20 protein-coding genes are annotated in these 21,587 nt (G+C 67.1%); 10 read left to right on the top strand and 10 right to left on the bottom strand.

Going from position 1 to position 21,587, the window contains the following annotated elements; all coding sequences use genetic code 11:
• Positions 1–7: 7 nt before the first annotated feature.
• Entirely contained in the window at positions 8–511 is a 504-nt protein-coding gene (locus J7E89_RS21430) for a hypothetical protein (protein WP_214975914.1), read from the top strand.
• Positions 512–527: 16 nt separating this feature from the next.
• Here the strand turns inward: J7E89_RS21430 and J7E89_RS21425 are convergent, their stop codons facing one another.
• Positions 528–1,238 carry a pentapeptide repeat-containing protein gene (locus J7E89_RS21425; RefSeq protein WP_214975912.1) on the bottom strand — a complete coding sequence of 237 codons (711 nt, stop codon included), beginning with the start codon at positions 1,236–1,238 and terminating at the stop codon, positions 528–530.
• Between the two features lie 114 nt (positions 1,239–1,352).
• Here J7E89_RS21425 and J7E89_RS21420 point away from each other — a divergent pair, with 114 nt between their 5' ends.
• Complete coding sequence (locus tag J7E89_RS21420) at positions 1,353–2,549, top strand: FAD-dependent oxidoreductase (protein WP_214976097.1); 1,197 nt, start codon at positions 1,353–1,355, stop codon at positions 2,547–2,549.
• A gap of 49 nt (positions 2,550–2,598) precedes the next feature.
• Entirely contained in the window at positions 2,599–3,609 is a 1,011-nt protein-coding gene (locus J7E89_RS21415; RefSeq protein ID WP_214975910.1) for a zinc-binding dehydrogenase, read from the top strand.
• Between the two features lie 53 nt (positions 3,610–3,662).
• On the opposite strand, the gene J7E89_RS21410 is transcribed toward J7E89_RS21415, so the two are convergent.
• Positions 3,663–4,532 (bottom strand): alpha/beta fold hydrolase, encoded by an 870-nt coding sequence (locus J7E89_RS21410; RefSeq protein ID WP_214975908.1) that lies wholly within the window; start codon positions 4,530–4,532, stop codon positions 3,663–3,665.
• A 104-nt stretch (positions 4,533–4,636) separates the two neighbouring features.
• Between J7E89_RS21410 and J7E89_RS21405 the strand changes: the two genes are divergently transcribed.
• On the top strand, positions 4,637–5,203 hold the full coding sequence (locus tag J7E89_RS21405; protein WP_214975906.1) for a TetR/AcrR family transcriptional regulator: 567 nt from the start codon (positions 4,637–4,639) through the stop codon (positions 5,201–5,203).
• A 72-nt stretch (positions 5,204–5,275) separates the two neighbouring features.
• Here J7E89_RS21405 and J7E89_RS21400 read toward each other — a convergent pair whose 3' ends face one another.
• A complete protein-coding gene (locus J7E89_RS21400) occupies positions 5,276–5,746 on the bottom strand; it encodes a GNAT family N-acetyltransferase (protein WP_214975904.1) in 471 nt (156 codons plus the stop codon).
• Complete coding sequence (locus J7E89_RS21395) at positions 5,743–6,630, bottom strand: aminoglycoside phosphotransferase family protein (RefSeq protein ID WP_251060898.1); 888 nt, start codon at positions 6,628–6,630, stop codon at positions 5,743–5,745. The genes J7E89_RS21400 and J7E89_RS21395 overlap by 4 nt, the downstream gene beginning before the upstream one ends.
• 139 nt (positions 6,631–6,769) lie before the next feature.
• Here J7E89_RS21395 and J7E89_RS21390 point away from each other — a divergent pair, with 139 nt between their 5' ends.
• A complete protein-coding gene (locus J7E89_RS21390) occupies positions 6,770–8,161 on the top strand; it encodes an FAD-binding oxidoreductase (protein WP_214975900.1) in 1,392 nt (463 codons plus the stop codon).
• Positions 8,162–8,415: 254 nt separating this feature from the next.
• Here J7E89_RS21390 and J7E89_RS21385 read toward each other — a convergent pair whose 3' ends face one another.
• The 4 genes from J7E89_RS21385 to J7E89_RS21370 all read right to left on the bottom strand — a co-directional run bounded on the left by J7E89_RS21385 (position 8,416) and on the right by J7E89_RS21370 (position 16,178).
• Positions 8,416–10,839 (bottom strand): DEAD/DEAH box helicase family protein, encoded by a 2,424-nt coding sequence (locus tag J7E89_RS21385; RefSeq protein WP_214975898.1) that lies wholly within the window; start codon positions 10,837–10,839, stop codon positions 8,416–8,418.
• Positions 10,836–12,428, bottom strand: a complete 1,593-nt coding sequence (locus J7E89_RS21380) for a site-specific DNA-methyltransferase (RefSeq protein WP_214975896.1) — start codon at positions 12,426–12,428, stop codon at positions 10,836–10,838. The genes J7E89_RS21385 and J7E89_RS21380 overlap by 4 nt, the downstream gene beginning before the upstream one ends.
• A gap of 217 nt (positions 12,429–12,645) precedes the next feature.
• The gene (locus J7E89_RS21375) at positions 12,646–14,829 is read right to left on the bottom strand and encodes a phosphotransferase (RefSeq protein ID WP_214975894.1); all 2,184 of its coding nucleotides are present in this window, start codon (positions 14,827–14,829) and stop codon (positions 12,646–12,648) included.
• A gap of 266 nt (positions 14,830–15,095) precedes the next feature.
• Positions 15,096–16,178, bottom strand: a complete 1,083-nt coding sequence (locus J7E89_RS21370) for a hypothetical protein (RefSeq protein WP_214975892.1) — start codon at positions 16,176–16,178, stop codon at positions 15,096–15,098.
• Between the two features lie 627 nt (positions 16,179–16,805).
• On the opposite strand from J7E89_RS21370, the gene J7E89_RS21365 reads away from it, so the two are divergent.
• The gene (locus tag J7E89_RS21365) at positions 16,806–17,369 is read left to right on the top strand and encodes an HD domain-containing protein (protein WP_214975890.1); all 564 of its coding nucleotides are present in this window, start codon (positions 16,806–16,808) and stop codon (positions 17,367–17,369) included.
• On the opposite strand, the gene J7E89_RS21360 is transcribed toward J7E89_RS21365, so the two are convergent.
• Together J7E89_RS21360 and J7E89_RS21355 are read right to left on the bottom strand one after the other, a co-directional pair.
• The gene (locus J7E89_RS21360) at positions 17,357–17,824 is read right to left on the bottom strand and encodes an NUDIX hydrolase (RefSeq protein ID WP_214975888.1); all 468 of its coding nucleotides are present in this window, start codon (positions 17,822–17,824) and stop codon (positions 17,357–17,359) included. The two genes, J7E89_RS21365 and J7E89_RS21360, sit on opposite strands and share 13 nt — an antisense overlap.
• Entirely contained in the window at positions 17,811–18,584 is a 774-nt protein-coding gene (locus J7E89_RS21355; RefSeq protein ID WP_214975886.1) for an XRE family transcriptional regulator, read from the bottom strand. The genes J7E89_RS21360 and J7E89_RS21355 overlap by 14 nt, the downstream gene beginning before the upstream one ends.
• 97 nt (positions 18,585–18,681) lie before the next feature.
• Between J7E89_RS21355 and J7E89_RS21350 the strand changes: the two genes are divergently transcribed.
• From J7E89_RS21350 to J7E89_RS21335, 4 genes are all read left to right on the top strand, one after another.
• Positions 18,682–19,374, top strand: a complete 693-nt coding sequence (locus tag J7E89_RS21350; RefSeq protein WP_214975884.1) for an HAD family hydrolase — start codon at positions 18,682–18,684, stop codon at positions 19,372–19,374.
• Between the two features lie 107 nt (positions 19,375–19,481).
• Entirely contained in the window at positions 19,482–20,384 is a 903-nt protein-coding gene (locus J7E89_RS21345) for a radical SAM protein (protein WP_214975883.1), read from the top strand.
• Complete coding sequence (locus J7E89_RS21340) at positions 20,377–21,018, top strand: hypothetical protein (RefSeq protein ID WP_214975882.1); 642 nt, start codon at positions 20,377–20,379, stop codon at positions 21,016–21,018. The genes J7E89_RS21345 and J7E89_RS21340 overlap by 8 nt, the downstream gene beginning before the upstream one ends.
• Complete coding sequence (locus J7E89_RS21335) at positions 20,936–21,583, top strand: SAM-dependent methyltransferase (RefSeq protein ID WP_214975881.1); 648 nt, start codon at positions 20,936–20,938, stop codon at positions 21,581–21,583. The genes J7E89_RS21340 and J7E89_RS21335 overlap by 83 nt, the downstream gene beginning before the upstream one ends.
• Positions 21,584–21,587 lie beyond the last annotated feature (4 nt).

Raw genomic sequence — 21,587 nt, 5'->3', positions numbered from 1 at the left:
CGACTACGTGCTCGACATCGGCTACTCCCTCTCCCGCCGCTTCCCGGACCCCCCGCAGACCGACTACCGGCGCGCCGGCGTCCACGACCTGCGGCACGACCTCTTCTGCGGGGACGTCTATCTCGCCGACACCAAGGCCGACCGGGAAGTGTCCACAGCCTGGGGATGGGTTCCCGTGCTCGACTTCGCGTGGGCCCTGTGCGACATCGTCGAGCAGCTCGACCAGGACCCGCGCGGCAGCCGCTCCGCCAAGCCGCAGTTCGCCGAGCTGGACTTCACCGAGTCGACGGACCGGATGCTCTTCGAGCGCCGCTTCGGCTGGGTCGACATCGCGGCCGACTGGATGCCGGTCGAGGAGCCGCCGATCACCTTCAGCCACCGGCTGCTGCGCCGCGAGGCCCGCGACTTCCTGCACGACCTGATCGCGGACCTCACCGACATGCACGACGGCCTCGCCGACAACCCGGCGATCTGGGACCTCCAGGCCCGCTTCCCCCGCCTGCCCTCCTAGGCCGTACTACTCGTCCCTACGCCCCGGGATGCTCCACCCGCACCCCCATCTGCGCCGCGAACGCCGGTGCCAGGTCCAGGAGTTGCGCCGGGCTGATCACCGATCCCGCCAACCGGTCCAGGCCCCGCGCGATGTCCAGCTCCGCGACCGTACGCAGATCTACGTCGGCCATCGAAGCCGAGCTGAAGTCAGCCCGCCGCAGAACGCAGTCGCGGAACTCCACCCGTTCCAGGCGCGCCCCGCCGAAGTCCGGCTCGACCAGCACGCACCCCTCGAAGACGACGTCCTTCAGGCGCGCCCTGCGCAGATTCAGGTAGTCGATCTTCCCTCCCCGCACCAGCACCCGCTCCAGGGACGACGCGTGCAGCTGGAGCCCGCCGAGCCGGGCGTCGATCACCACCACGTCGCGCAGTGACGCCTCGGCCAGGTCCGTGCCCACGCCCCGTACCCCGTCCAGCACCGAGTCGATGATGCGCGCCCGGCTCAGCCTGGTCTCGTCGAGCGCGACGCCGTACAGAGCGCAGTCCATGAAGCGGGCCCCGCGCCCCTCCTGGCCCGCCAGGTCGAGGTCCCGGAATTCGAGCCCGTCGTAGTCCCCCTCCGACTCCAGCTCACCGGGCCCGAACGGAGCGAGCGGCGGCAGCCGCACCTCGGGGCGCCGCACAGGGAGAACGGCCTGGGACTTCTTCGAGCCCGGGGTACTCGGGATGTTCGTGTTCCGTGCCATCCACCCATGCTGGACCACCCCACTGACAATCCCCCCGGCACTGTGTCACATCCACGCCCCCGCCATCCGTCTCCACCAGTGAGAGCGACCAACGACGGCAAGGAGACCAGCAAGATGCGCCCCCACATCACCGTCATCGGCGGCGGCGTCGCCGGCCTCACCGCGGCCATCACAGCGGCCGAATCAGGCGCCAAGGTGACCCTGTACGAGGCCCACCACACCCTCGGCGGACGCGCCCGCACCGCCGAGGGCCCGTACAAGACCAACGAGGGCCCGCACGCCCTCTACAACGGCGGGCCGCTCTGGGCCTGGCTCAAGCAGCGCGACCTCCTCGGCCCGGTCATGGCCGTGCCCCCGCTCGAAGGCGCCCGCTTCCGCTTTCACCGGGGCGGTGCCCTGCGCAGGACCCCGCCGCTCGCGCTGGTGAAGCTGGGCCTGCGCTCCACCGCGAAGGCCCCCGTGAACGCCGACTTCCTCACTTGGGCCACCGGCGAGGTGGGCGAGGCCGGGGCGCGCGCGGCAGCCACCTACATGGCGGTCGCCCTCTTCCACCACGACCCCGGCTCCCTCTCCGCGCCCTTCGTCCAGGAGCGGCTGCGGCGCGTCGTCAAGCTTCCGCCCGAGGCGCACTACCCGCGCGGCGGCTGGGCCTCGGTCGTCGACCGGATGGCCGCGAAGGCCTGGAATCTCGGCGTACGGATCGAGACGACGGAACGTGTCACCGCCCTGCCCGAGAACGGCGGCCCGGTGATCGTCGCGACGTCTCTGGAAGCCGCCCGCAGGCTCCTCGGCGACGACGCCACCCTGACCTGGGACAGCGGGCGTACGGTGCTGTTCGATCTGGCCGTCAGGACGCGCAGGGGCGACCCGTTCGTCATCTCCGACCTGGAGGCGCCCGGCTGGATCGAACGGTTCGCCGCCCAGGACCCCACCCTCGCCCCGGCCGGCGAACAGCTCGTCCAGAGCCAGTTCCCGATCGGGCCCGGCGAGTCCAAGGCGGACGGCATCGCGCGTGCGGAGCGCCTGCTCGACCTCGGCTTTCCCGGCTGGCGCGAGCGCGTCACCTGGCGGCGCGAGGCCGTTGCCGCAGGCCGTACGGGCGCTCTCGACCGGCCCGGCACCACCTGGCGGGACCGACCCGCCATCAACCGGGGCAACGGCGTGTACCTCGCGGGCGACCAGGTGGCGGCGCCGGGACTGCTGGCGGAAGTGGCCTTCAACAGCGGCCTGGAGGCGGCCACGCTCGCGCTGCGGGCCAGAAAGATCACCGGCCGCGAAGGGCGCGAAGGGCTTGACCTCAACCGCGCTTGAGGCAAGAGCCTGGGCCCAGTCGCAGATCAACAAGCCCGAGGAGCCCGCCATGCACGCAGTCCGCCTTCACGCCTACGGCCCCGCCGAGAACCTCACGTACGAGGAAACCGCTGACCCCACCCCCGGCCCCGGCCAGGTCCGCATCGCCGTCGCGGCGGCCGGCGTGCACCTGCTCGACACCGCCCTCCGCGAGGGCATGCCCGGCCCGTTCCCCGCCCCCGTCGAGCTGCCCACCATCCCCGGCCGCGAGGTCGCCGGTACGGTCGAGGCGCTCGGCGAGGGCACCGATCCGTCGTGGCTCGGCAAGCGCGTAGTGGTCCACCTCGGCATGAACCCCGGCGGATACGCCGAGCTGGCCGTCACCGACGCCGAGCGTCTCCAGGAGATCCCGGAGAACCTCGACGAGGCCCAGGCCGTCGCCATGATCGGCACCGGCCGCACCACCATGGGCATCCTCCAGTTCACCGACGTATCGGCCGACACCGTAGCCATCGTCCCGGCGGCAGCCGGCGGCATCGGCACGCTCCTCGTCCAGTACGTCAAGAACGCCGGCGGCACCGTCATCGGCCTGGCCGGCGGCCCCGCCAAGGTCGCCCGCGTGCAGGAGAACGGCGCCGACCTCGCCGTCGACTACAAGCAGCCGGACTGGCCGGAGCGGGTACGGGCGTACCTGGACGACCGTGACCGCCGAGCCACCGTCGTCTTCGACTCGGTCGGCGGGGACACCGGCCGCGCCGCCGTGGATCTCCTCGGCAAGGGCGGAAAGCACGTCGTCTTCGGCTGGTCGTCGGACGGTCTGCACGACGGTTCCCCGCTCACCTTCACCGACGAGGAGCTCGCTGAGCGCGGCATCACCTCCGAGGGCGTACTCGGCCCGGCGATGCTGGGCAAGGCCGGCGGCGACAACCCCGTACGCACCCTGGAGAACCGGGCCCTGGCGGAGGCGGTGGCCGGGCGCCTGGTCCCGGCGGTTCAGCGCTTCCCTCTCGCGGAGGCGGCGGCGGCCCACCGCGCCCTGGAGACGCGCGGCACGATGGGCAAGGTCGTCCTCGTCCCGTAGCGCACCCCCAGCGGGCGGCGGCCCGCACAGGGGTCGGGCCGCCGCCACCCGCGTCAGCGCACGCCCCGCAGGAAATCCCTTACCAGAGCGGCAATTTCCTCGCCGTGCGTCTCCAGCGCGAAATGCCCGGCGTCGAGCAGATGGATCCGCGCGTCGGGCAGGTCCCTGGCGAACGCCTCCGCGCCCGCCGGGCCGAAGATCTCGTCGCCACGCCCCCACGCGACGAGCGTCGGCGGCCGGTGCGTACGGAAGTACTCCTGGAAGGCCGGGTAGCCGCCGAGGTTGAACTGGTAGTCCCAGAAGAGCTGGAGCTGGATCTCCTTGTTCCCCGGCCGGTCGAGCCCGGCCTGGTCCAGCGTCCACGTCTCGGGACCGATCCGGTCGAGCCGGTCCGCCGGCACCCCGTGTTCGTACTGCCACCTGGTCGCCTCGGCGGTGAGCAGCTCGCGCACCGCGGGCTCGTGCGCGTCGCGGTCCTTGGCGTGGGCGAACAGCACGTCCCAGAAGGGTGTGAAGCCCTCCAGGTAGGCGTTGCCGCTCTGCGTGACGATCGCGGTCACGCGCTCAGGCTGGCGGCTCGCGATGCGCAGCCCGATCGGCGCGCCGTAGTCGTGGATGTACAGCGCGAAGCGATCCACCCCCAGCTTGTCGAGCAGCGCCAGCGTGACCTCGGTCAACTTCTCGAAGCTGTACGTGAATTCATCGACGGCCGGGGCGGCGGAGCGTCCGAAGCCGATGTGGTCGGGGGCGATCAGGTGGAATTCGTCGGCGAGTTCGGCGATCAGGCCCCGGTACATGTGCGAGCTGGACGGAAAGCCGTGCAGCAGGACGAGCGTGGGGCGGGACGGGTCGCCCGCCTCACGGTAGAAGACCTCGAGGCCGTCGATGTCGATGGTGTGGTGGCGCGTACCGAACACAGACACAGCTACTCCCGGGCAGCAGACGCGACAGCGAGGAGAACGATCGTTCTCCCGATGCTGTGTACAGTACGAGAACGATGGTTCTCCACGCAAGGGATGATCGAGGAATGGACGCGGAAACCGCCGAGGCCCGCCTGCTGGACGCGGCCGAGACCCTCTTCAACGAACGCGGCGTACAGGCCGTCGGCATGGACGCCATCCGCTCCGCGTCCGGCGTGTCGCTCAAGCGCCTCTACCAGGTCTTCCCGTCCAAGGACGACCTGCTGGAAGCGGTACTGCGCCGCCGGGACGCCGATGTACGCAGCGGGATCGAGCGGGCCACCGCCACGCGCGAGACACCGCGCGAGCGCGTCCTCGCGGTCTTCGACTACCTCGAAGACTGGTTCGGGCAGAGCACGTTCAGGGGCTGCGCGTTCATCAACGCCTTCGGCGAGATGGGCGGCGTCTCGCAGGGCGTCGCCGACGTAGCCCGCGCCAACAAGCGCTCACTCCAGGACCACTTCGCCCAGCACGTGGCGGCGGCGGGCGTACCTCCCGAGCGGGCACCCGAACTCGCCGCCCAGCTGGCCGTCCTGGCCAACGGCGCTATGGCGACAGCAGGCATCACGGGCTCTGTGGCCCCGGCCCGCCAAGCCCGCGCGGCGGCGACGGTCCTCCTGGATGCGGCGGCTTGACGGGCCGAGCGGCGAATTCCAGCCCCTCCGGCGCTTGAGGACCGTGGCCCGGGACAGCGCCCCCGGCGCGGCCTACGCCCCCAGCTCCGCCAACGCCCCATCCGTCAACCGGTAAACCGTCCACTCGTCCTGCGGCTCCGCCCCCAACCCCCGGTAAAAGTTGATCGACGGCTCGTTCCAGTCCAGAACAGACCACTCAAGCCGCTCGTACCCCCGCTCCACACAAATCCGCGCCAGCGACGCCAGCAGCGCCTTCCCGTACCCGCCCCCACGCTGCGAGGGCCGCACGTACAAGTCCTCCAGGTAAATCCCGTGCACCCCACGCCAGGTGGAGAAATTCAAGAACCACAGCGCGAAGCCGACAACCTCCCCCTCCGCCGTCTCCGCGACATGCGCGTACGCAGCCGGCCGCTCCCCAAAAAGGGCCTCGCGCAGCTGCTCCTCACTCGCACGCGCCTCATGCAGCGCCTTCTCGTACTCCGCGAGCTCGCGGACCATCTCGTGAATGACCGGCACATCAGCCGGTGTTGCGTTTCGAATCATCCCCGCAGCGTAAGCAATGCCCGCGCGACAGCCACCTGCTCCCCCATCAACTCCCCCTCACCCTCCTCCTCGTCCTCCAACTCCCAAAGACAGTTCTGCAGTACGCGCCCGAGCGTCCAAGCCCGCGCCCGCCCCCGCTCCAGCCCCAGCACCTCCGTCATCAGGTCGAAGCGCTTCAGCACCTGCCCCTCGTCGAAACGGTTCACCAGCGCCGGCAGCAGCTCGAACCCCGGATCCCCCACCAGCGGCTTCGGGTCGATCACCACCCAGGGCTCACTGCGCCCCGACCCCACCAGCGGCGCAAGCACGTTGTCGTAATGCAGGTCCCAGTGCAGCAGCTGCTCGCCCGGCTCCCCCACGACCTCCCGCACCGCCCCGGCGCACCGCTCAAGAAGCCGCCGTTCCGCCGGATCCGCGAGCGCCTTCACAGCCTCCGGTACGTCGTCGAGCATCGCCCCCGCGATGTCCCCGAGGCGGCGTACACCCTCGGGCGCGGCCACCGCGTTCAGCCGCACCAGCAGCTCGGCGAGCACCCGCACCGCGGCCATGGTGTCCGGCAGCACCGACAGATGCCTGCCGGCGTCCAGCCGCTCCAGCAGCATGGCGCCACTCGCCTCGTCGTGCTCCAGCAGCCGCACAACGCAGTCCCCGTCCCACGCCCGCAGCGCCGCGGCCTCCCCCGCACTCTCCTCATCCAGCAGCTGCAGCTTCAGAGCCGCCGGCGTCCCGTCGGCCCGCTCCACCGGCAGCACGAGCGAGGCGACGCCGTGCATCGAAGGCCCGGCGAGCCGCAGCCCCCACCGCTCCAGATACGCCGCCGCCTCCCCCGGCAGCGCGGCGATCCACTCCCGCCCCGCCTCCCCGTTGAACTCCACCTGCGTCATGGCCAGAGCTTCCGGAATCACGATCACGCCCCGGATCCTAAGACCGCCCGTTGCCGCACCCCACCCCTTCCCGCTAGCGTCCGCGCCACCACCACCACTGAGCAGCAGCGAAACAAACGAACGCAGGGGCAAAAGGATCATGAGCACCGTCAACGGCGGCATCTCCTACTGGTACGCGAACGAAGGCATACCCGACCCCCGCGAGCCCCTGCCCGGCGACGCGACGGCCGACGTCTGCATCGTCGGCGGCGGCTACACCGGACTCTGGACGGCGTACTACCTCAAGAAGGCCGTTCCGTTCCTCAACATCACTGTCCTGGAAGCCAAGTTCTGCGGTTACGGCGCCTCCGGCCGCAACGGCGGCTGGCTCTACAACGGCATCGCGGGCCGCGACCGCTACGCCAAGCTCCACGGCCACGACGCCGCCGTCCGCCTCCAGCAGGCCATGAACGACACGGTCACCGAGGTCATCAACACCGCAGCCGCCGAGAACATCGACGCCGACATCCACCACGGCGGCGTACTCGAAGTGGCGTACACCCCCGCCCAGCTCGCCCGCCTCAAGCACTTCCACGCCGCCGAGATCGCCTTCGGCGAGAAGGAACGCGTCCTCCACGGCGCCCGCGGGACGGCCGAGCGCATCCGGGTGACCGGAGCCGTCGGCTCGACCTGGACCCCGCACGGCGCCCGCCTGCACCCGGTCAAGCTCCTCAAGGGCCTGGCAGCCGCCGTTGAATCCCTCGGCGTGACCATCCACGAATCGACACCGGTCACGGAGATCAAGCCCAAGCACGCCGTAACCCCTTACGGCACGGTCCGCGCCCCGTACATCCTGCGCTGCACCGAGGGCTTCACGGCCGGCCTCAAGGGGCAGCGCCGCGCCTGGCTCCCGATGAACTCCTCGATGATCGTCACGGACCCCATCCCCCAGTCCACCTGGGAAACGATCGGCTGGGACGGCCGCGAGACCCTCGGCGACATGGCCCACGCCTACATGTACGCCCAGCGCACCGCCGACGACCGCATCGCCCTCGGCGGCCGGGGCGTCCCGTACCGCTACGCCTCACGCACTGACAATGACGGCCGCACCCAGCCCGCCACCATCGAGGCCCTGCGCGAGATCCTGACCCGCTTCTTCCCCACCACGGCCGGCATCCCCATCGCCCACGCCTGGTCGGGCGTGCTCGGCGTCCCCCGCGACTGGTGCTCGACCGTCGCCCTCGACCGCTCGACCGGCATCGGCTGGGCCGGCGGCTACGTAGGCAGCGGCGTAGCCACAACGAACCTCGCCGCCCGCACCCTGCGCGACCTGATCCAGCAGGACTCCGGCCAGTCGGGTCCCACCGACCTCACCACGCTGCCCTGGGTCAACCACAAGGTCCGCAAGTGGGAGCCGGAGCCCTTCCGCTGGCTCGGAGTCCAGGCCATGTACGCCGCCTACCGCACCGCGGACCGCCGCGAAGCGTCCGGCCGCACGGCCGACACGGACCCCATAGCGAAGGCCGCCAACCGCATCGCCGGCCGCCACTAGCACCACCCCTTTGCAGACGAAAAACGCCCCGGACTGTCGAAGTCCGGGGCGTTTTCCCTGCTGGGGCCCCCTGTCGGATTCGAACCGACGACCTACGCATTACAAGGGCCTGCAAGATCATGACGGATAATGCCGGAAGGTGCTACCGGATCCCGTTTCCGCTGATCAGAGGCTTGCGACCTTGATCAGCGTGATGCCTCGTCCACCCCGGTGCCACCCAGTCCGCTCACGCAGCGCTCACGCAACAAGGTTGATCATTCCGGCTTGGCAAGGGCGATCAATGACTCCCACGACCCCCTGGCATCCTTGATGATCTTCTCGGTCGCGAAGATGTACCTCCACGTGCCGAACTCGCCATAGTCCCGGACGAAGCGTGCCCAATCCTCAGCAGCTCGCTGCTTCTCCAGCACCTCGGGATCATTCGCTCGGTCGTTGGCCTTGCCCTCTACGACCCAGTATGTTCCCTCGGCGTCGAGCACGATGAAGTCCGGATAGTACTTCTTCCCGTTGTCCCGCTCGATCCAAATGGGGCCCGGGTCGTAGTTGCGCAGCCACCACTTGACGCTGGGACTCGCGTCAAACAGGTGCGCCATGGCGTACTCGGTGCTGCCGGCGTCGAAGGAGGCGACCGGTTCGACTGAGTGCTCCCAGCCCTCGTACCAAAGGTCCTTACGGAAATCCGCCCACTTGCTGACGACACTCGAGGGCATGGGCGGCGGGGGCACAGTCGGGACGTCGACCGGCCGAAAGGCGTAAGCGGGCTGGAGTTTACGGGTGTCGTAGGCGGTCTTGACCAACTTGCCGAGGGCAGCGGCTGCCTGGGCGGCACGCAGTTCACCCCACTCGTGCTCCTGGTCTTCCGCAGTTACGCCGGCTCCCGCCAAGAACTCACGGACAACGCGTTCAGCCGCTCGGGATTCGGCAAGCGTCTCCTCCACGTAACCGCTGTTCCAGATCCGCCCAAAGAGATCATTGCGGAGCTCGGAGATCAAGATGAACTTCTGGGTGGCGTCAACCGATTCGGCCGCCGTCACGAACGTGCCCACCTTGCTGTCCAGGCCACGCTGGGCGTCGACCGCCTGCCGCACCAACGGGACCTTGAACTCGTGCTTGTACGCGGCGCCCTCAGACCGCGCGGCCGCGTTGTCGATGTAGCTGAAGGAGAAACGAACAGGAAGAATCTCCCGCTCACGCCTGGGGAAGCGGATCGTCGGCGCACCAGGGACCTTGGCGCGAAGCGTTGCGACGGCTTTCGTGTCACGCTTGCCTTGGGCAATGACAGCGTCAAACGACTCCACATGCAGCAACGGAGAGCCGTCCACCAAGTCGTCACCGATGACACGTGGACGGGAGGTAAAGGTCAGGATCTGCTGCTCATCGCCGCTGCTCGGCTGATTCGCAACAGGGGCTGGCTGCGGACGGTCCTTGTCCAGGTCACCGCCGTCAGCGGGCAGAACCTGTTGCAGCAGCGCGTCCTTGTTGGCCAGCAGTTGCCGGTAGGACTCGTGGGCAACGAGGTCCACCGTGTCCACCATGGGAGTACCAACCCGCCGCCCGTAGGGCAACCGCAGCCCTCGGCCGAGGACCTGCTCCGTCAGGGTCTCCGACGCGAGAGCACGCAGGCCGACGATGACCCCAATGTTCTTGACGTCCCAGCCTTCCTTCAGCTTGTTCACCGAGACCACGACACGGACCGGCGAGACGGCCTCTTCCACCGCAGCCAGGGCCCGCAGTGCGGTATCGCTCGACTGCGAGGTGATGGTGAGCACCTGCCCCTCGCCGGGAAACATGTCGTCGGCTGTCAGCCTGTTCGCGACGCGCTCGGCGTCAGGGATGTCACGGCATACCACGAACAGCACAGGGCGCACGGGCGTCCTGCCTTGCGCTTCTGCCCATGCAGTCCACGCGGCGTCCTTTATCCGCAGCAGGTGGCAAGCGTCGGCAAGGACCGTGCTCTCGTCCTTCCGGCCATCCGGGCGGTAGACGATCACAGGGATCTTCACAAAGCCGTCGGCAATAGCCTCGGCAAGGGAGTACTGGAAGATTGGCTTGACACCTGGTGCGGGTGTTGCAGTGAGCCCGACGACTGCCCGCGCGCCCAGGTCCTCGATGGCCTGGTTGAACGACTTGGCCTTTGAGCTGTAGACGTGGTGCTCGTCTGCGATGACTACGAGGTCCTCTACCTGCTGAAGGTGCTGGTAGAGGCCCGTGCCGATGAACTCGTCTCGGGCCCGGACTCGCCTGGACGTCTTGTCGCTGGGTCGGATCAACTGCTGCACATTGAAGACGAACAGTTTCGTGACCGTGCCGTCGTGCAGGGCGTCGCCCACCTGCCCTCGGGAGAAGTTCTCCGAGGTGATCACCAACGGCTCGGCATCGCTGCCGTTCACAAACTTTGCATGCCCAGGAGTGAAGTTGGCGACCGTCTTGTCCTGGATCGTCGTCCCTGGCGTGACGACCAGGATGTTCCGGACTCCCTGCGCGGCCAGGTAGTCCACCAGGCCGGCAAGGATGTACGTCTTGCCGACGCCCGTCGCCAGATCGCACACCACTTCGCGGCCGTCCCCGTCCGCGATCGCCTCGGCAACCGCACGGACGGCCGACGCGTTGGGTGCCCGTAGGTCCAACCTCGCCGCGATGTCGTCCACGAGCGAGGCGTCATAGTCGATCCAGGTCACCGCACAGCCTTCCCGCGACGCACCAGGTCGCGAGGCGCCTTAAGCACCTTGGACCCCCGGCTCAGCTCCGCTACGAGACTCTCAGCTTCGGGCGTGACGCCCCTGCCGACGATCACTGCTCGTTCTCCCTCGTCCAAATGCCCAATAACGCCTCGGGCCACGACCTCGTCCACGACGCCGTCGACAACGGCCAGCCGAGCACGTCCCTTCGTGCCGCAGAACGGCCCATCGTCGGTGCAGTCGTACATGAAGCCCAGCTGGGCCGCGACGACAGCGGCGAAATCTTCGCCCTTGGCCCAATCTGCGAGGAAGACGCGACCATCGACGATCTCGTACGCGGACGGTGCCGCCTTGAGGCTCCTGAAGCCGCCTCCGCCTTCCCATCCAACGGTCTTGGTGACGCCTCCCGGGTCGTCGCCGGCGACGACCTTCTCCAATCGGGGACGGGTGAAGGTCTCAGCCGTCTCTTCGAGGATCTCGGCAGTCACCCAGCGGCGTCCCATCTTGTGCGCTACGGCAGCGGTAGTGCCCGAACCGGCGAACACGTCGACTACAACGTCGCCCGGGTCAGTGGCGATCTGGAGCACGCGCTTCAAGAGAGCCTCAGGCTTCGGGGTCGAGAAGATCCGCGACCGGTCGAAGAGCTTGGTCACCTCGGCCTTCGCCTGGCGGTTGTCACCAACCTCGTCGTGCGTCCAGAAGGTGGTAGGCACGAGACCACCCAGTTCCGACTGGAATCGCTTTCGGAATGGGAAGGTGCGCCCCGTTTTCCCCCACCAAAGCCGGTTGTCCTCACGCAGTGCGTCAAATGTCTCCCTTGAGCACGACCACCAACGGTTGCCTCGCGGGGAAAACACTTCGCCGTGTGGACCGACCACCTCATAGCGGCCGTCCTCGTATGCGTGGGAGGCCGTGAGGTCCGACCTGCGCCAGGGGCCACGAGGGTCGTTGTCCGGGTTCCAGAACTCCTGGTCGCTCAGCTCGGTGCGATCGATCTTGTTGAGCACAAGATCGCTCTTGGAGCGGGCGTAGACGAGAACGTAGTCATGCACCGAGGACAGGTGCTGGGCTGAGTTGTTGCGAGCGTGGATCTTCTGCCAGACGACAGTCCCGACGAAGTTGCCACGCCCGAAAACCTCGTCCATGAGAACGCGGCAGTACGCCATCTCGGCATCGTCCAGATGCACCCAGACCGATCCGCCAGGGGCCAGTAGGTCGCGGATAAGCAGAAGTCGGTCACGCATCATCGTGAGCCAGACAGAGTGCTCGAGCGCGTCGTCGTAGTGCTGGAAAGCCTGACCCGTGTTGAACGGCGGATCGATGTAGACGAGCTTCACCCTGCCGCGGTAGTGATCTCCGTACTCTACGTTACGAACCAGGGCATGCAGGGCGTCATAGCTGTCGCCGTGGATGAGAAGGTTGTCCGCTGCCGTGCCGGCGACATCGCCAGCCTTGCCGGTTTCCTGCAGTAGCCGGACTTCTGTAACCCGCGGGTCTTGCCGTGAAACCCACTCGTATCCGCCGTCCGCCGTGTTCCGCAGGGCCTCATCCCTGCCGACCCACGACAGGGTCAGGCGCCCACTCGTCACCCGCGACCACTCCCATGCACCTCGATCGGTCCGCGACTCAGACGCAGACCACAACACTCACTGCAAAGGTACCGGCCGCCGCTGACAGCGACAGGCGGTTTACGGGTCGCACGGTGCTGCGAACAGGCATCATCCGGCACGGGGAGCGTGGACCCACTCACAACCGCCCAGCCAGCCTCGGTACCGGCTTCGCCTCCATACCAGAGATCCACTGAGCTCAGGCGTTGTTCGTTTCCCCGTCGCCCTCCTGGCGCACTGCCTGACGGATGCGGGGGTCGCACGTGCGGTCTTCAGCGAGGTGGCTGAAGTGGGCTGCGGAGTCGAGATGGCCGCGCAAGACTGCCGCGGCGGTGGCTGCGGCATCTCCCCGGAGAGATCCGAGCCACGGACTGATCTTGTCTCGTGCGTTCCATTGGTCCCAGCTGCCGTCCCAAGTGCACATGGCCTGCATGGCCTCCTCGAGAAGGTCCCATTCCCGCTTGGCGGCCGCATGAGCGGCGATGTCGTGGAGCCAGATCGTCACGACGGAAGCTTCCGCGAACTGGACCCACCGCGTGCCGTCCCCATCTACGTGCTCGGTCAGGGCGTTGAGCACGCTGTGTGCTTGGGGAAGGTTGTGGGCAAGTGCTGTTCCAGCTTTGCGTGCGGTGAATTTGGTGAGCAACCCGATATAGAGCTCGTAGTCGTCCGCGTGGTCGGTCAGCAGCGCCAGGAATGCGTCAGCAGCATCGGTGTCTCCCATGTTGGCTTGCTCAAGCAGCCTGGTGGCTCGCTCCAGGGGCTCAACGGGAATCTCGGCGAACTCGCGCTCGATCAGACCTATCAGGTCGCTGATGGCCTGGGGCCGGCGGGAAGGGTCCTCCTGGGTAGCAGCTCTGACAATGTTGCGCCAGGGGCCGGGTGCGGGAAGTAGCTGTTTGTTAGGCAGTGGCATGTCACCGGTCAACGCCCAGGCGATCACCCTGCCGATGCTGTAGATGTCGCCGGAGGGTTGAGGGCGCTGGTCCGGGTTTGTGAACAACTCGGGTGCGGAGAAACCTGCAGAGCCGATGCCAGTCGCGGTGCGACCGACCTTGGTCGTCTGGCCAGGTGGTCGCCGGACGGCACCCCAGTCAGCAACAACCCATTGGCCCTCCAGCAGGAGGATGTTCGGCGGTTTGATGTCACGATGGATCCAGCCGAGCCTGTGCGCCTTGGCCAGCACCGAGGCGAGGGCATCGACGAGAACCCGCAGCTGCTGGGAATCTCTGAGGGCCTCCCTGTGCTCCTCGGCTGTGCTGTCAGCCCAGGGCATGACGAACCAGGTGTAGTTGGCGGCATGATCCAAGATGGGCATGGCATGCAGGTGCCCGGCCAGAGCGTTCCCTGCTTCGATCTCCCGCTTCATGCGGGCGGCCCTCATACCCACGACACTCTTCACGTGCAGCTGCTTAAGCGCCACGGTGGTGCCGGTCGCCTTGTGCGTGGCCCTGAATACGTCTGCCTGATTGCTGCCGGGCAGGCGATACGGGTCGCGACGGTACGCCTTGGGATCGCCAGTCGCCTGGCTGCGCACTGGCTCAAGGTTTCTCTGCGCAGCAGGGGGCGGCACCTCACGGGAGGCGGTGAACCGGTCCTGCGTGGCATCGGCGGCATTCTGCTGCTGACCACTGATGACGTTTCGCACGCTGGCCAGGGTGTCGCTGTACTTAGTGCTGGAGCGTGCGGACCTGGTCCGATCTTGGACACTCTCTCCAGCCAGAATGCAGTCGACGCCTTCGGGCGTGATGGTGACCGCGGCAGGGTCGGTGCCGATACGTTCCATAAAGCTGTGCTCAGCCAAGTAGGCGAGCGCCTGATGCAGATCGGTCGGGGAAACTGCCGCTCCGGCAAAGGACGAACCTGGTGTCACCAGGAACAAAGCAGGATCGACGGGCGCTTGGTCGCCAGCAGTATCGAACAGCCATCGCAGGAAAGCGTCCATGGTGTAACGGAGCCTGGCGGCACGGTCCTTCTGCAGGTTCCGCAACTGGTGTACGGCAAGGCGGCCTTCGTCAGTGAGGTGGACATCGGGGGTGCCCGCGAGGTTGCGGGCGATGTCTACCAGACCACGCCGCTCCAACTGGAGAGCGAGGACAGTCGGATTCTCGTCCTCCAGCTGGTACTCCTCAACGAACAGGGTGACGTCGACGTACTGCGACGGATGCTGCCGCGCCTGGGCGTCAAGCCACATAAGGAGCCGGGCCAAAATCGGGCTGCTCTCGATACTGTCGCGGTCAGCCAAGGACACTCCTTCGGCAGTCGCGCCCGTCTGGATAGGCACGCGGATCGGATTCCGCCTGGCTGCGCGCTCGTAGCCTTTGGCGATCTCCTTGATGTGCCTCTCAACCGCGCGCTGATTGATCTTGGGTTTCCGGGCCATACTGCCCTCCTATCCCAGGGGCTTCGGGCACTAGGCTAATGAGGGGGACTGACAGTGGGCCGTCACACCGGAGCGCGGGCGGTGCGGCAGGCGGATACCGCTTCGAGCGCTGTTCCCCTCGCGGCCATCACGACACATAGCTGGGGCGCGCAACTCCGCGACGGCGACGGCCACCGGCATCCTGACCATGGGAGACGGCAGCCAGCCACCAGTCGGTACCGCGCAGGAGCTCAACTAAGGCACGTCTACCGCGGAGAAGCGTTCCGTCAGGGCATCCCGATGTCCAGGTCCAGCGCCTCCTGTTCCACGGCGAGATATGTATCTGCCGTTGCGGCCTCAAGGAATCCGTCCTCCGCCGGTACCGTGAGCCGAGGCGTAACCTGGGTAAATTCTTCCCAAGAACTCTCCTTCCCCGCTTCGAAGCCACGCCGCCCGGCCCGGCGGAAGTCGTCTCGTCTGCGCTCTCGGTATACGCGCATACGCTCGTCTCGCCTGGCCACGAATCTCTCGTACTGCCGCTCGCTCACATCACTGGGCTCCACCACAACAAAGTCCGTGTGTGCATCAGGTAGCCGTCGTACCGCAGACGCAGGGTGGCTCATGGCCCACGACTCTTCTATCTCACTGGCCATGCTTCTATCCAGAGCTGCTAGTGCTCGGCAGGTGCCGAAAAGGCGTCGAGACATGCCGATCATCAGATCGGTGCCTGGCAGCCTTCCGGTCAGCAAGTCGATACCATCTCGCCGAGTGATGTCGGAGCCCGTCGCTTCGCGTCCGAGATGGCGCCTCAGGTCGGATGTCGCATGGTCACTCTCCAGGAGGCGGACAAGGCCACCTGCTCGGCGCTGCGAACGATCATGGTGCCGCCCGCCTCCATCCACGGCGGTGAGCTTCAGACTGCCCGGCGGGAGAGATATCAGAGCGAGGTACATCAGCATGCGCGCCCGCGCGAGTTCAATGAGCGCGTCGTCGTCGTGCTCTAGCGCATCGTCGTCCTGTTCGGAGTGGCTGCCGGAATCTGCGGTGGAAGGGCCGTTCTCGATGTCGATCATCATGAATAGCCGGCGTTGGAGGCTTGTACCACAGAGCACCTTCTGGTGTGGCCCCGGCACGAGCGATCCCACGTTCAACTGCTTCGCCCCCTTCCGGCGGCTGGTCACGCCGAGAGTGCGACCACCCTTCGCCTCCACGAGCCACAAAGCGGAAGTTGAGGAGTGGGTACCGAAGAGGTCCGGCAGGCTCTTCCGCTGCTTCCAGCCCGGCAGCGCACCCGGAGGTATGGCGCTCTCTGCGTGGGTTGTCGGGCCGAGGCCCATCAACCCCCTGCAGGCCCACTCCGCCATTGTCATTCCGACGTGATAGCCGAAAGCAGAGCGAGTCGAGCTCTCAGTCCCGTGCGTATACACGACGCTCGGCACGACCGCGTTGCCCGCGGCGTGCTGGTGGTGCGTTGCAGCCGTGCTACGGATCAAGTACGCCGAGAGTGGGTACCGCCGAGCACCGATCTCGCGGCGAGCAAGCCGAGGCACGGCAGTGATCCACGGCGCGATGTCACGGCCCACTGTGGTGGCGGCATCTAGGACATCCCGCCACGTAGTCGGCACAAGATAGTCGCCGTCGGGCGGCATATTCCCTGGCCCCGGCCAGACTTGGCCCGCCTGGGACAGGGCCACAGCCTTAGGACGCGGCGCTGGATCCAGTGGCGAGCTCCGTCGTACGAACACGGGCACGTCGAAGGCATCGGGTGCCGACAGAGTGATGTCAGCGGCCCCTTGTGGCGGCAGCATCCCGCTACTCTGCCAGAAGGGGCAGGCTGTTAGTTGGCGGAAATGAAGAGTGACAGCCAGGCCCTGTATGGACCAGACCTGCCCAGTTGCAGCAGCCGCCGAAGCCCTCCACGACGACATCCGCCCGGGCTCCCAAGCGGTCCTGTTGGCTTGAGACTGAGCAACGCTGCGCCCGGGCACGTACCGACTATGAATGAATCGATGGCTACGTGGGCATGCGCAGTCGCCGAGGAAGAATTGGCTGAGCCGCTTCCTCGTCGTTGGGCGCACTCGCAAGGTGTCGCGCAGTGCGCAGAGAGACTGGCCGGGACGATGGGAGGGAAGGCGGAACTCCTGCTCTCTGCGGCCGTTTTGCACGACGTGGGTTACGCCCCGCGCCTGGCCGTCACTGGCTTTCATCCGTTGGACGGGGCTCGCTTCCTTCGTGACACCCATGCTGCGGACGAACTGCTGGTCCGGCTGGTGGCCAACCACTCGTTTGCGCTACTGGAAGCCGAAGAGCGGGGATTGCGCGAGACCTTGGAAGCGGAGTTTCCGCTCCTCGACGACCAGCGCCTAGTGGACGCCCTTGTGTACTGCGACATGACGACCACCCCCAGTGGAGCGATCACTTCGGTGGACGCTCGGTTGGCCGAGATCACCAGCCGGTACGGGGCCGACAGTCTGGTGGGACGCTTCATCCGTCGAGCGTCGCCGGAGATCCTGGCCGCTGTGAAGCGGGTGGAGTCGGCCCTGGCCTCTCAGCCCAGGTAGGGGTACGTGCCGGCGAGGTAGTCGCCGATCTGTTGGCGCATGCTGGGATGGATGTCGTACTGGTCCAGGTCGTTCGGCTGGACGTAGCGGACGCCGTCGGCTTCGTCGTTGATGGTGGGTTCACCGCCTACGGGCCTGCCGATGTAGGTGTTCTCGTACTGCTGGCGGATCTCGCCGTCGGTGTAGGCCACGATGTGGTTGGGGTTGGTGTAGACCCCCAGGAATCCGGTGACCTCGGCGATGATGCCGGTCTCTTCCAGGCATTCACGCACGGCGCACTGGGCCGCCGTCTCGCCGATGTCCTGCGCGCCGCCCGGAAGGGCCCACTGGCCGGTGTCCCGGCGGCGTTGGAGCAGTATGGCGCCGTTGTCGTCGACGACGAGCAGGTTGTTGGCGGGAATGAGCGTGTTCGCCTTGGGGGCCTTGGGGTCGTTGTAGTACTCAGTCCTGCCCATGTGACGAGGGCCCCTCCTGGTCTGGTGTCCAGGGCCGTGCGGTGGCCCAGACAGCTTCGAAACTCTGAGCGTAGTTGTCGAACCAACCTGTGGTGCCAGCTCTCCTGAGATGCAGGAGGGGGTTGGCGCTGGCCGGCTGGCCCCAGACGTGCGGGTTCACCAAGAGGTTGTTGTCGTAGCGGAACATCGACGTGTAGAGCGTGGTGTCGTGCAGTCTCACTTCGCAGCCTGCCTCGGACAGTAAAGGCCGGTAGTAGGTGAGGGAGGCGCGGATCTTGGCGCCGAGGGTGTCGCCGATGCCTTCTTCTCGGCCTCGAATGGCTGCTGCCTGGCCGTTCGAGTCGCCGAAGCAGAGCCGCACTCGCACCCCGTCCGATGCTCGCTCGGCAAGCATCTTGGCGACGTGGGGGTTCGACTGGGCGAAGAAGGTGCCGGAGAAGACTAGGACGCCGATCTCCTCCTGCGCGCCTTCGAGCAGCGACAGCCACGTGTCCCGTGGGACGCTCGCCCGGTTCTGATAGGTCGTGACGAGCTCCTGCTCTGACCCGGCGGCTTGCTGCTGGGCACCGCGTACCGGTGCCGGCCAGAGGAACAGCTCCTCCACCCGCAAGTGCCGTGCGACGCGGAAGCGATGGCGGGCGTGGGGAACACGTCCGCCGAGCCATCGGCTAACCGTTTTGGGGTCCACCTCGCAGACTTCGGCGAGGGATTCGGGCGGGATGCCGCGCTGGGCGAGTACGGAGTGCAGTCGCTCGTTCACAGGCGCCATACAAGCTGAAGGGGCCGGGAGCGGCAAGGACGTTACGGGACGTTCTGCGGGAGGTCGACGGCACGGCCACGGTGCTTACGCTGGGCGTATGGAGCTCATCGTCCTGTGGGACATCGACCACACGCTTATCGAGAATGCCGGGGTCAGCAAGGAGATTTACGCCGCTGCCTTCACGGCACTGTCGGGGAGAGGGCCCATGGGGCCGGCGCGGACGGAAGGCCGTACGGACCGTCTGATCATGCGCGACATGTTCCACCGAAACGGTGTGGCCGAGCCGGACTGGGCCACTGTCGAGGAGGCTCTCACCGCCGCAGGGGAAGCACGCCTTTCCGAGCTCAGCCGACGCGGCACGGCCTTGCCCGGCGTGCGGGAAATTTTGAAGAACGCCTCCGTACGCAATGCCTGGGTGTCCTCGGTGCTCACGGGCAATATTGCGGCCAACGCTCGGGTGAAGGTATCGGCGTTCGGCCTTGACTCCCTGCTCGATCTGCAAGTTGGTGCCTACGGGGCTGACGCTCTTCAGCGGCCGGATTTGGTCGCTGTCGCCCGTGAGCGTGCCCAGCGACTCCGAGGCGCGCGCAACGACGTGCCCGTCGTACTCGTGGGCGATACGCCCAGGGACGTTGAGGCCGCGATCGCCACGGGCTCAGAGATCATCGCGGTCGCCTCCGGCGTCCACAGCGCTGAAGACCTGGCCGCTGCCGGTGCTCAGAGGGTGCTGCCCGACCTGATGGACACTACTCGTGTGCTCGGGATCCTGGAGGCATTCGCGGCTTCCTGAAAACGTCCCAGGACGTCCTCGGAGCGTCCCGATACGCGGTGACGGGGTCCGTACCTATCCCGCCAATATCAAGTCTCCCACCAGGCAAACGCCCGAGGGAGACCCGCATGATCAGGGAAGTCACCGGGATCCGCAGGATCCGGATGCTGTACCTGCAGCTGCTGTACCGCTGCAACTTCGAATGTCTGCACTGCTTCCACGGCAAGCGACTCCAGCACGCCGACGCCTTCACCGCAGACGAGGCGATCAACCTCCTCACGCTCATGCGCGACGAGTACGGCACTGAGGCTGTCACCCTGCTGGGCGGCGAACCGTTCGTCTACAGAGACCTCACCCAGGTCGTCCAGTACGCCAAGCGGGATCTGCGGATGCGGGTCGAGATCTGCACCAACGGCTACCGGATCGAGCGCCGGCTGACCGAGATCGCCCCCGACCTGGACTTGCTCCGGGTATCGCTGGAGGGCATCGGTTCGACCAATGACCACATCCGCAAGTTCGGCAGCTACCGCAGTGCGTTGAGCGCCCTCGAAATCGCCCAGCGACTTGGTGTCCGCGCCGGGGCGACCATGACAGTCACCTCACGCAACATCGAGGAGGTGCTGCCACTCGCTCGCACACTTCAGGGCTACGGGGTGGAGCAGCTGAAACTGCACTGCCTCCGACCGGTCGGCAACGCGGCCGATCACCCCGAGCTCCTGATCACCGACCCTGCGGCCTACACCCGGCTTCGAGGCCGGCTGGATGCGGCCGAGCTGGAGATCGAGGTGATCGTCGACGAGGACCTGTCCGAGCATGGTGCCCCGGTTGCCTGCATTCCTGCCGGACGCCCCGTGGAGATCGAGCGGATCGAGGCCGACCCCCGCGGCGCGCTCACCATGTCCTGCAAGGCTGTCGGTAAGGACTCGCACGCCTTCTGGTACGACAAGCTCGCCAGCCACATCGACCACCGGCCGTCGCCCACCGACGAGCTCACGCTCGCGGTGCCGGACGTGGTGTACGGCCGTGTCTGACAGTCCGCTGTTCGAGAGCCTCGAAGGGCTCCGCGGCACCGGAAAGTCGACCATCGCCCCGATGCTGGCAGCGGCCCGCCGGGCCGTCCTGGTCCCGACCGTGCCGCTCTTCTACCAGCCTCTGCGCCGTGAGGTGGACCGGCGCGGAAACACCGAGGCCCGGATGTGCTTCTACCTATCCGCGCTGTTCACCGTGACCGATGAGATCCAGCGCCTCCTGACCGAGGGCACCCCAGTGGTCGTGGAGAGCTACTTCGCCCGCTGCCTGGCCAACCACCAGGCACTCGGCTCCAGCCTCGGCATCAGCCTCCCGCCAAGCCTGCCCCAACCCGTGACGTACCAACTGACGTGCGGCAAGGACGAGCGCGGGCGTCGACTCGCTGAGCGCATCAAGCCGGCCTCCCGCTGGGACGTTCTGGCGGAAGCGGTGGCAGACCGCATTACCGGCGTCTATGCCCAGTTCCCGATGCACCACGTGGACACCACGCATCTGGACCCCGACGAGGTCCTCCAGACGATCTTGTCCATCGACACGCAAGGAGCCCACTACCGTGCAGACGCAGAGCCTGTGGGAGCACACCCTCACGTTCTTCCCCCAGTTCCTCGCCGCGCTGAAGGAGCGTGCCGCTCCTGACGCCACGGTCATGGTTGTGGGGGCGAGCGACGGAAAGTTCGTCCTGCCTCTGGCCGCCGCCGGCTACCAGGTGATCGCCGTAGAGCACGACCCCCTCGCCCTGCACGGAGGCGAGGTCATCCTCCCGGGTGACAACCGGGCCCACGCCATGGGCCTCGTCGACCGCCTCAAGCTCGAATCGCTCCACGACCGCGTGCAGATCGTGGAGGAGGACTACCTCCAATGGGAGCCTTCGGGCACGCCCTGCGATGCCATCTGGACGAGCTGCTCCTGGCATTACAGTGCCAACCATCATCGCCCGCTCGCTGATTTCGTCACCCGCATGCAGTCCTCTGTCGGCCAGAGCGGCCTGTACGGGGCGGAGTTCATGATGCCTGTCACCCAGCGCCAGCACCTGATCGATCACTACACGTCCCCCGAGAAGCTCAGGCGCCACTTCATCGGCGACTGGAATGTCCTGCTGACCCTGCGCACGAACGAGTTCGCCGAGCGAGCGCACATCGGCCAGCTCCAGGACCACACCCACCGGATGGGCCTGCTTCTCGCGGCCCGCACCCCCTCCTAGTACG

The organism is Streptomyces sp. ISL-100 (assembly GCF_018614615.1).
Taxonomy (GTDB): Bacteria; Actinomycetota; Actinomycetes; order Streptomycetales; family Streptomycetaceae; genus Streptomyces.
The sequence above is the reverse complement of the archived record's forward strand: the minus strand, read 5'-3'. Positions and strand labels throughout refer to the sequence as shown.

Excerpts from the sequence above, each read along its gene's own strand:
- J7E89_RS21425 (WP_214975912.1), bottom strand. The coding sequence starts at position 1,238 with ATGGCACGGAACACGAACATCCCGAGTACCCCGGGCTCGAAGAAGTCC.
- J7E89_RS21420 (WP_214976097.1), top strand. The coding sequence starts at position 1,353 with ATGCGCCCCCACATCACCGTCATCGGCGGCGGCGTCGCCGGCCTCACC.
- J7E89_RS21415 (WP_214975910.1), top strand. The coding sequence starts at position 2,599 with ATGCACGCAGTCCGCCTTCACGCCTACGGCCCCGCCGAGAACCTCACG.
- J7E89_RS21405 (WP_214975906.1), top strand. The coding sequence starts at position 4,637 with ATGGACGCGGAAACCGCCGAGGCCCGCCTGCTGGACGCGGCCGAGACC.
- J7E89_RS21400 (WP_214975904.1), bottom strand. The coding sequence starts at position 5,746 with ATGATTCGAAACGCAACACCGGCTGATGTGCCGGTCATTCACGAGATG.
- J7E89_RS21395 (WP_251060898.1), bottom strand. The coding sequence starts at position 6,630 with ATGACGCAGGTGGAGTTCAACGGGGAGGCGGGGCGGGAGTGGATCGCC.
- J7E89_RS21390 (WP_214975900.1), top strand. The coding sequence starts at position 6,770 with ATGAGCACCGTCAACGGCGGCATCTCCTACTGGTACGCGAACGAAGGC.
- J7E89_RS21375 (WP_214975894.1), bottom strand. The coding sequence starts at position 14,829 with ATGGCCCGGAAACCCAAGATCAATCAGCGCGCGGTTGAGAGGCACATC.
- J7E89_RS21370 (WP_214975892.1), bottom strand. The coding sequence starts at position 16,178 with ATGACAATGGCGGAGTGGGCCTGCAGGGGGTTGATGGGCCTCGGCCCG.
- J7E89_RS21365 (WP_214975890.1), top strand. The coding sequence starts at position 16,806 with ATGAATGAATCGATGGCTACGTGGGCATGCGCAGTCGCCGAGGAAGAA.
- J7E89_RS21360 (WP_214975888.1), bottom strand. The coding sequence starts at position 17,824 with ATGGGCAGGACTGAGTACTACAACGACCCCAAGGCCCCCAAGGCGAAC.
- J7E89_RS21350 (WP_214975884.1), top strand. The coding sequence starts at position 18,682 with ATGGAGCTCATCGTCCTGTGGGACATCGACCACACGCTTATCGAGAAT.
- J7E89_RS21345 (WP_214975883.1), top strand. The coding sequence starts at position 19,482 with ATGATCAGGGAAGTCACCGGGATCCGCAGGATCCGGATGCTGTACCTG.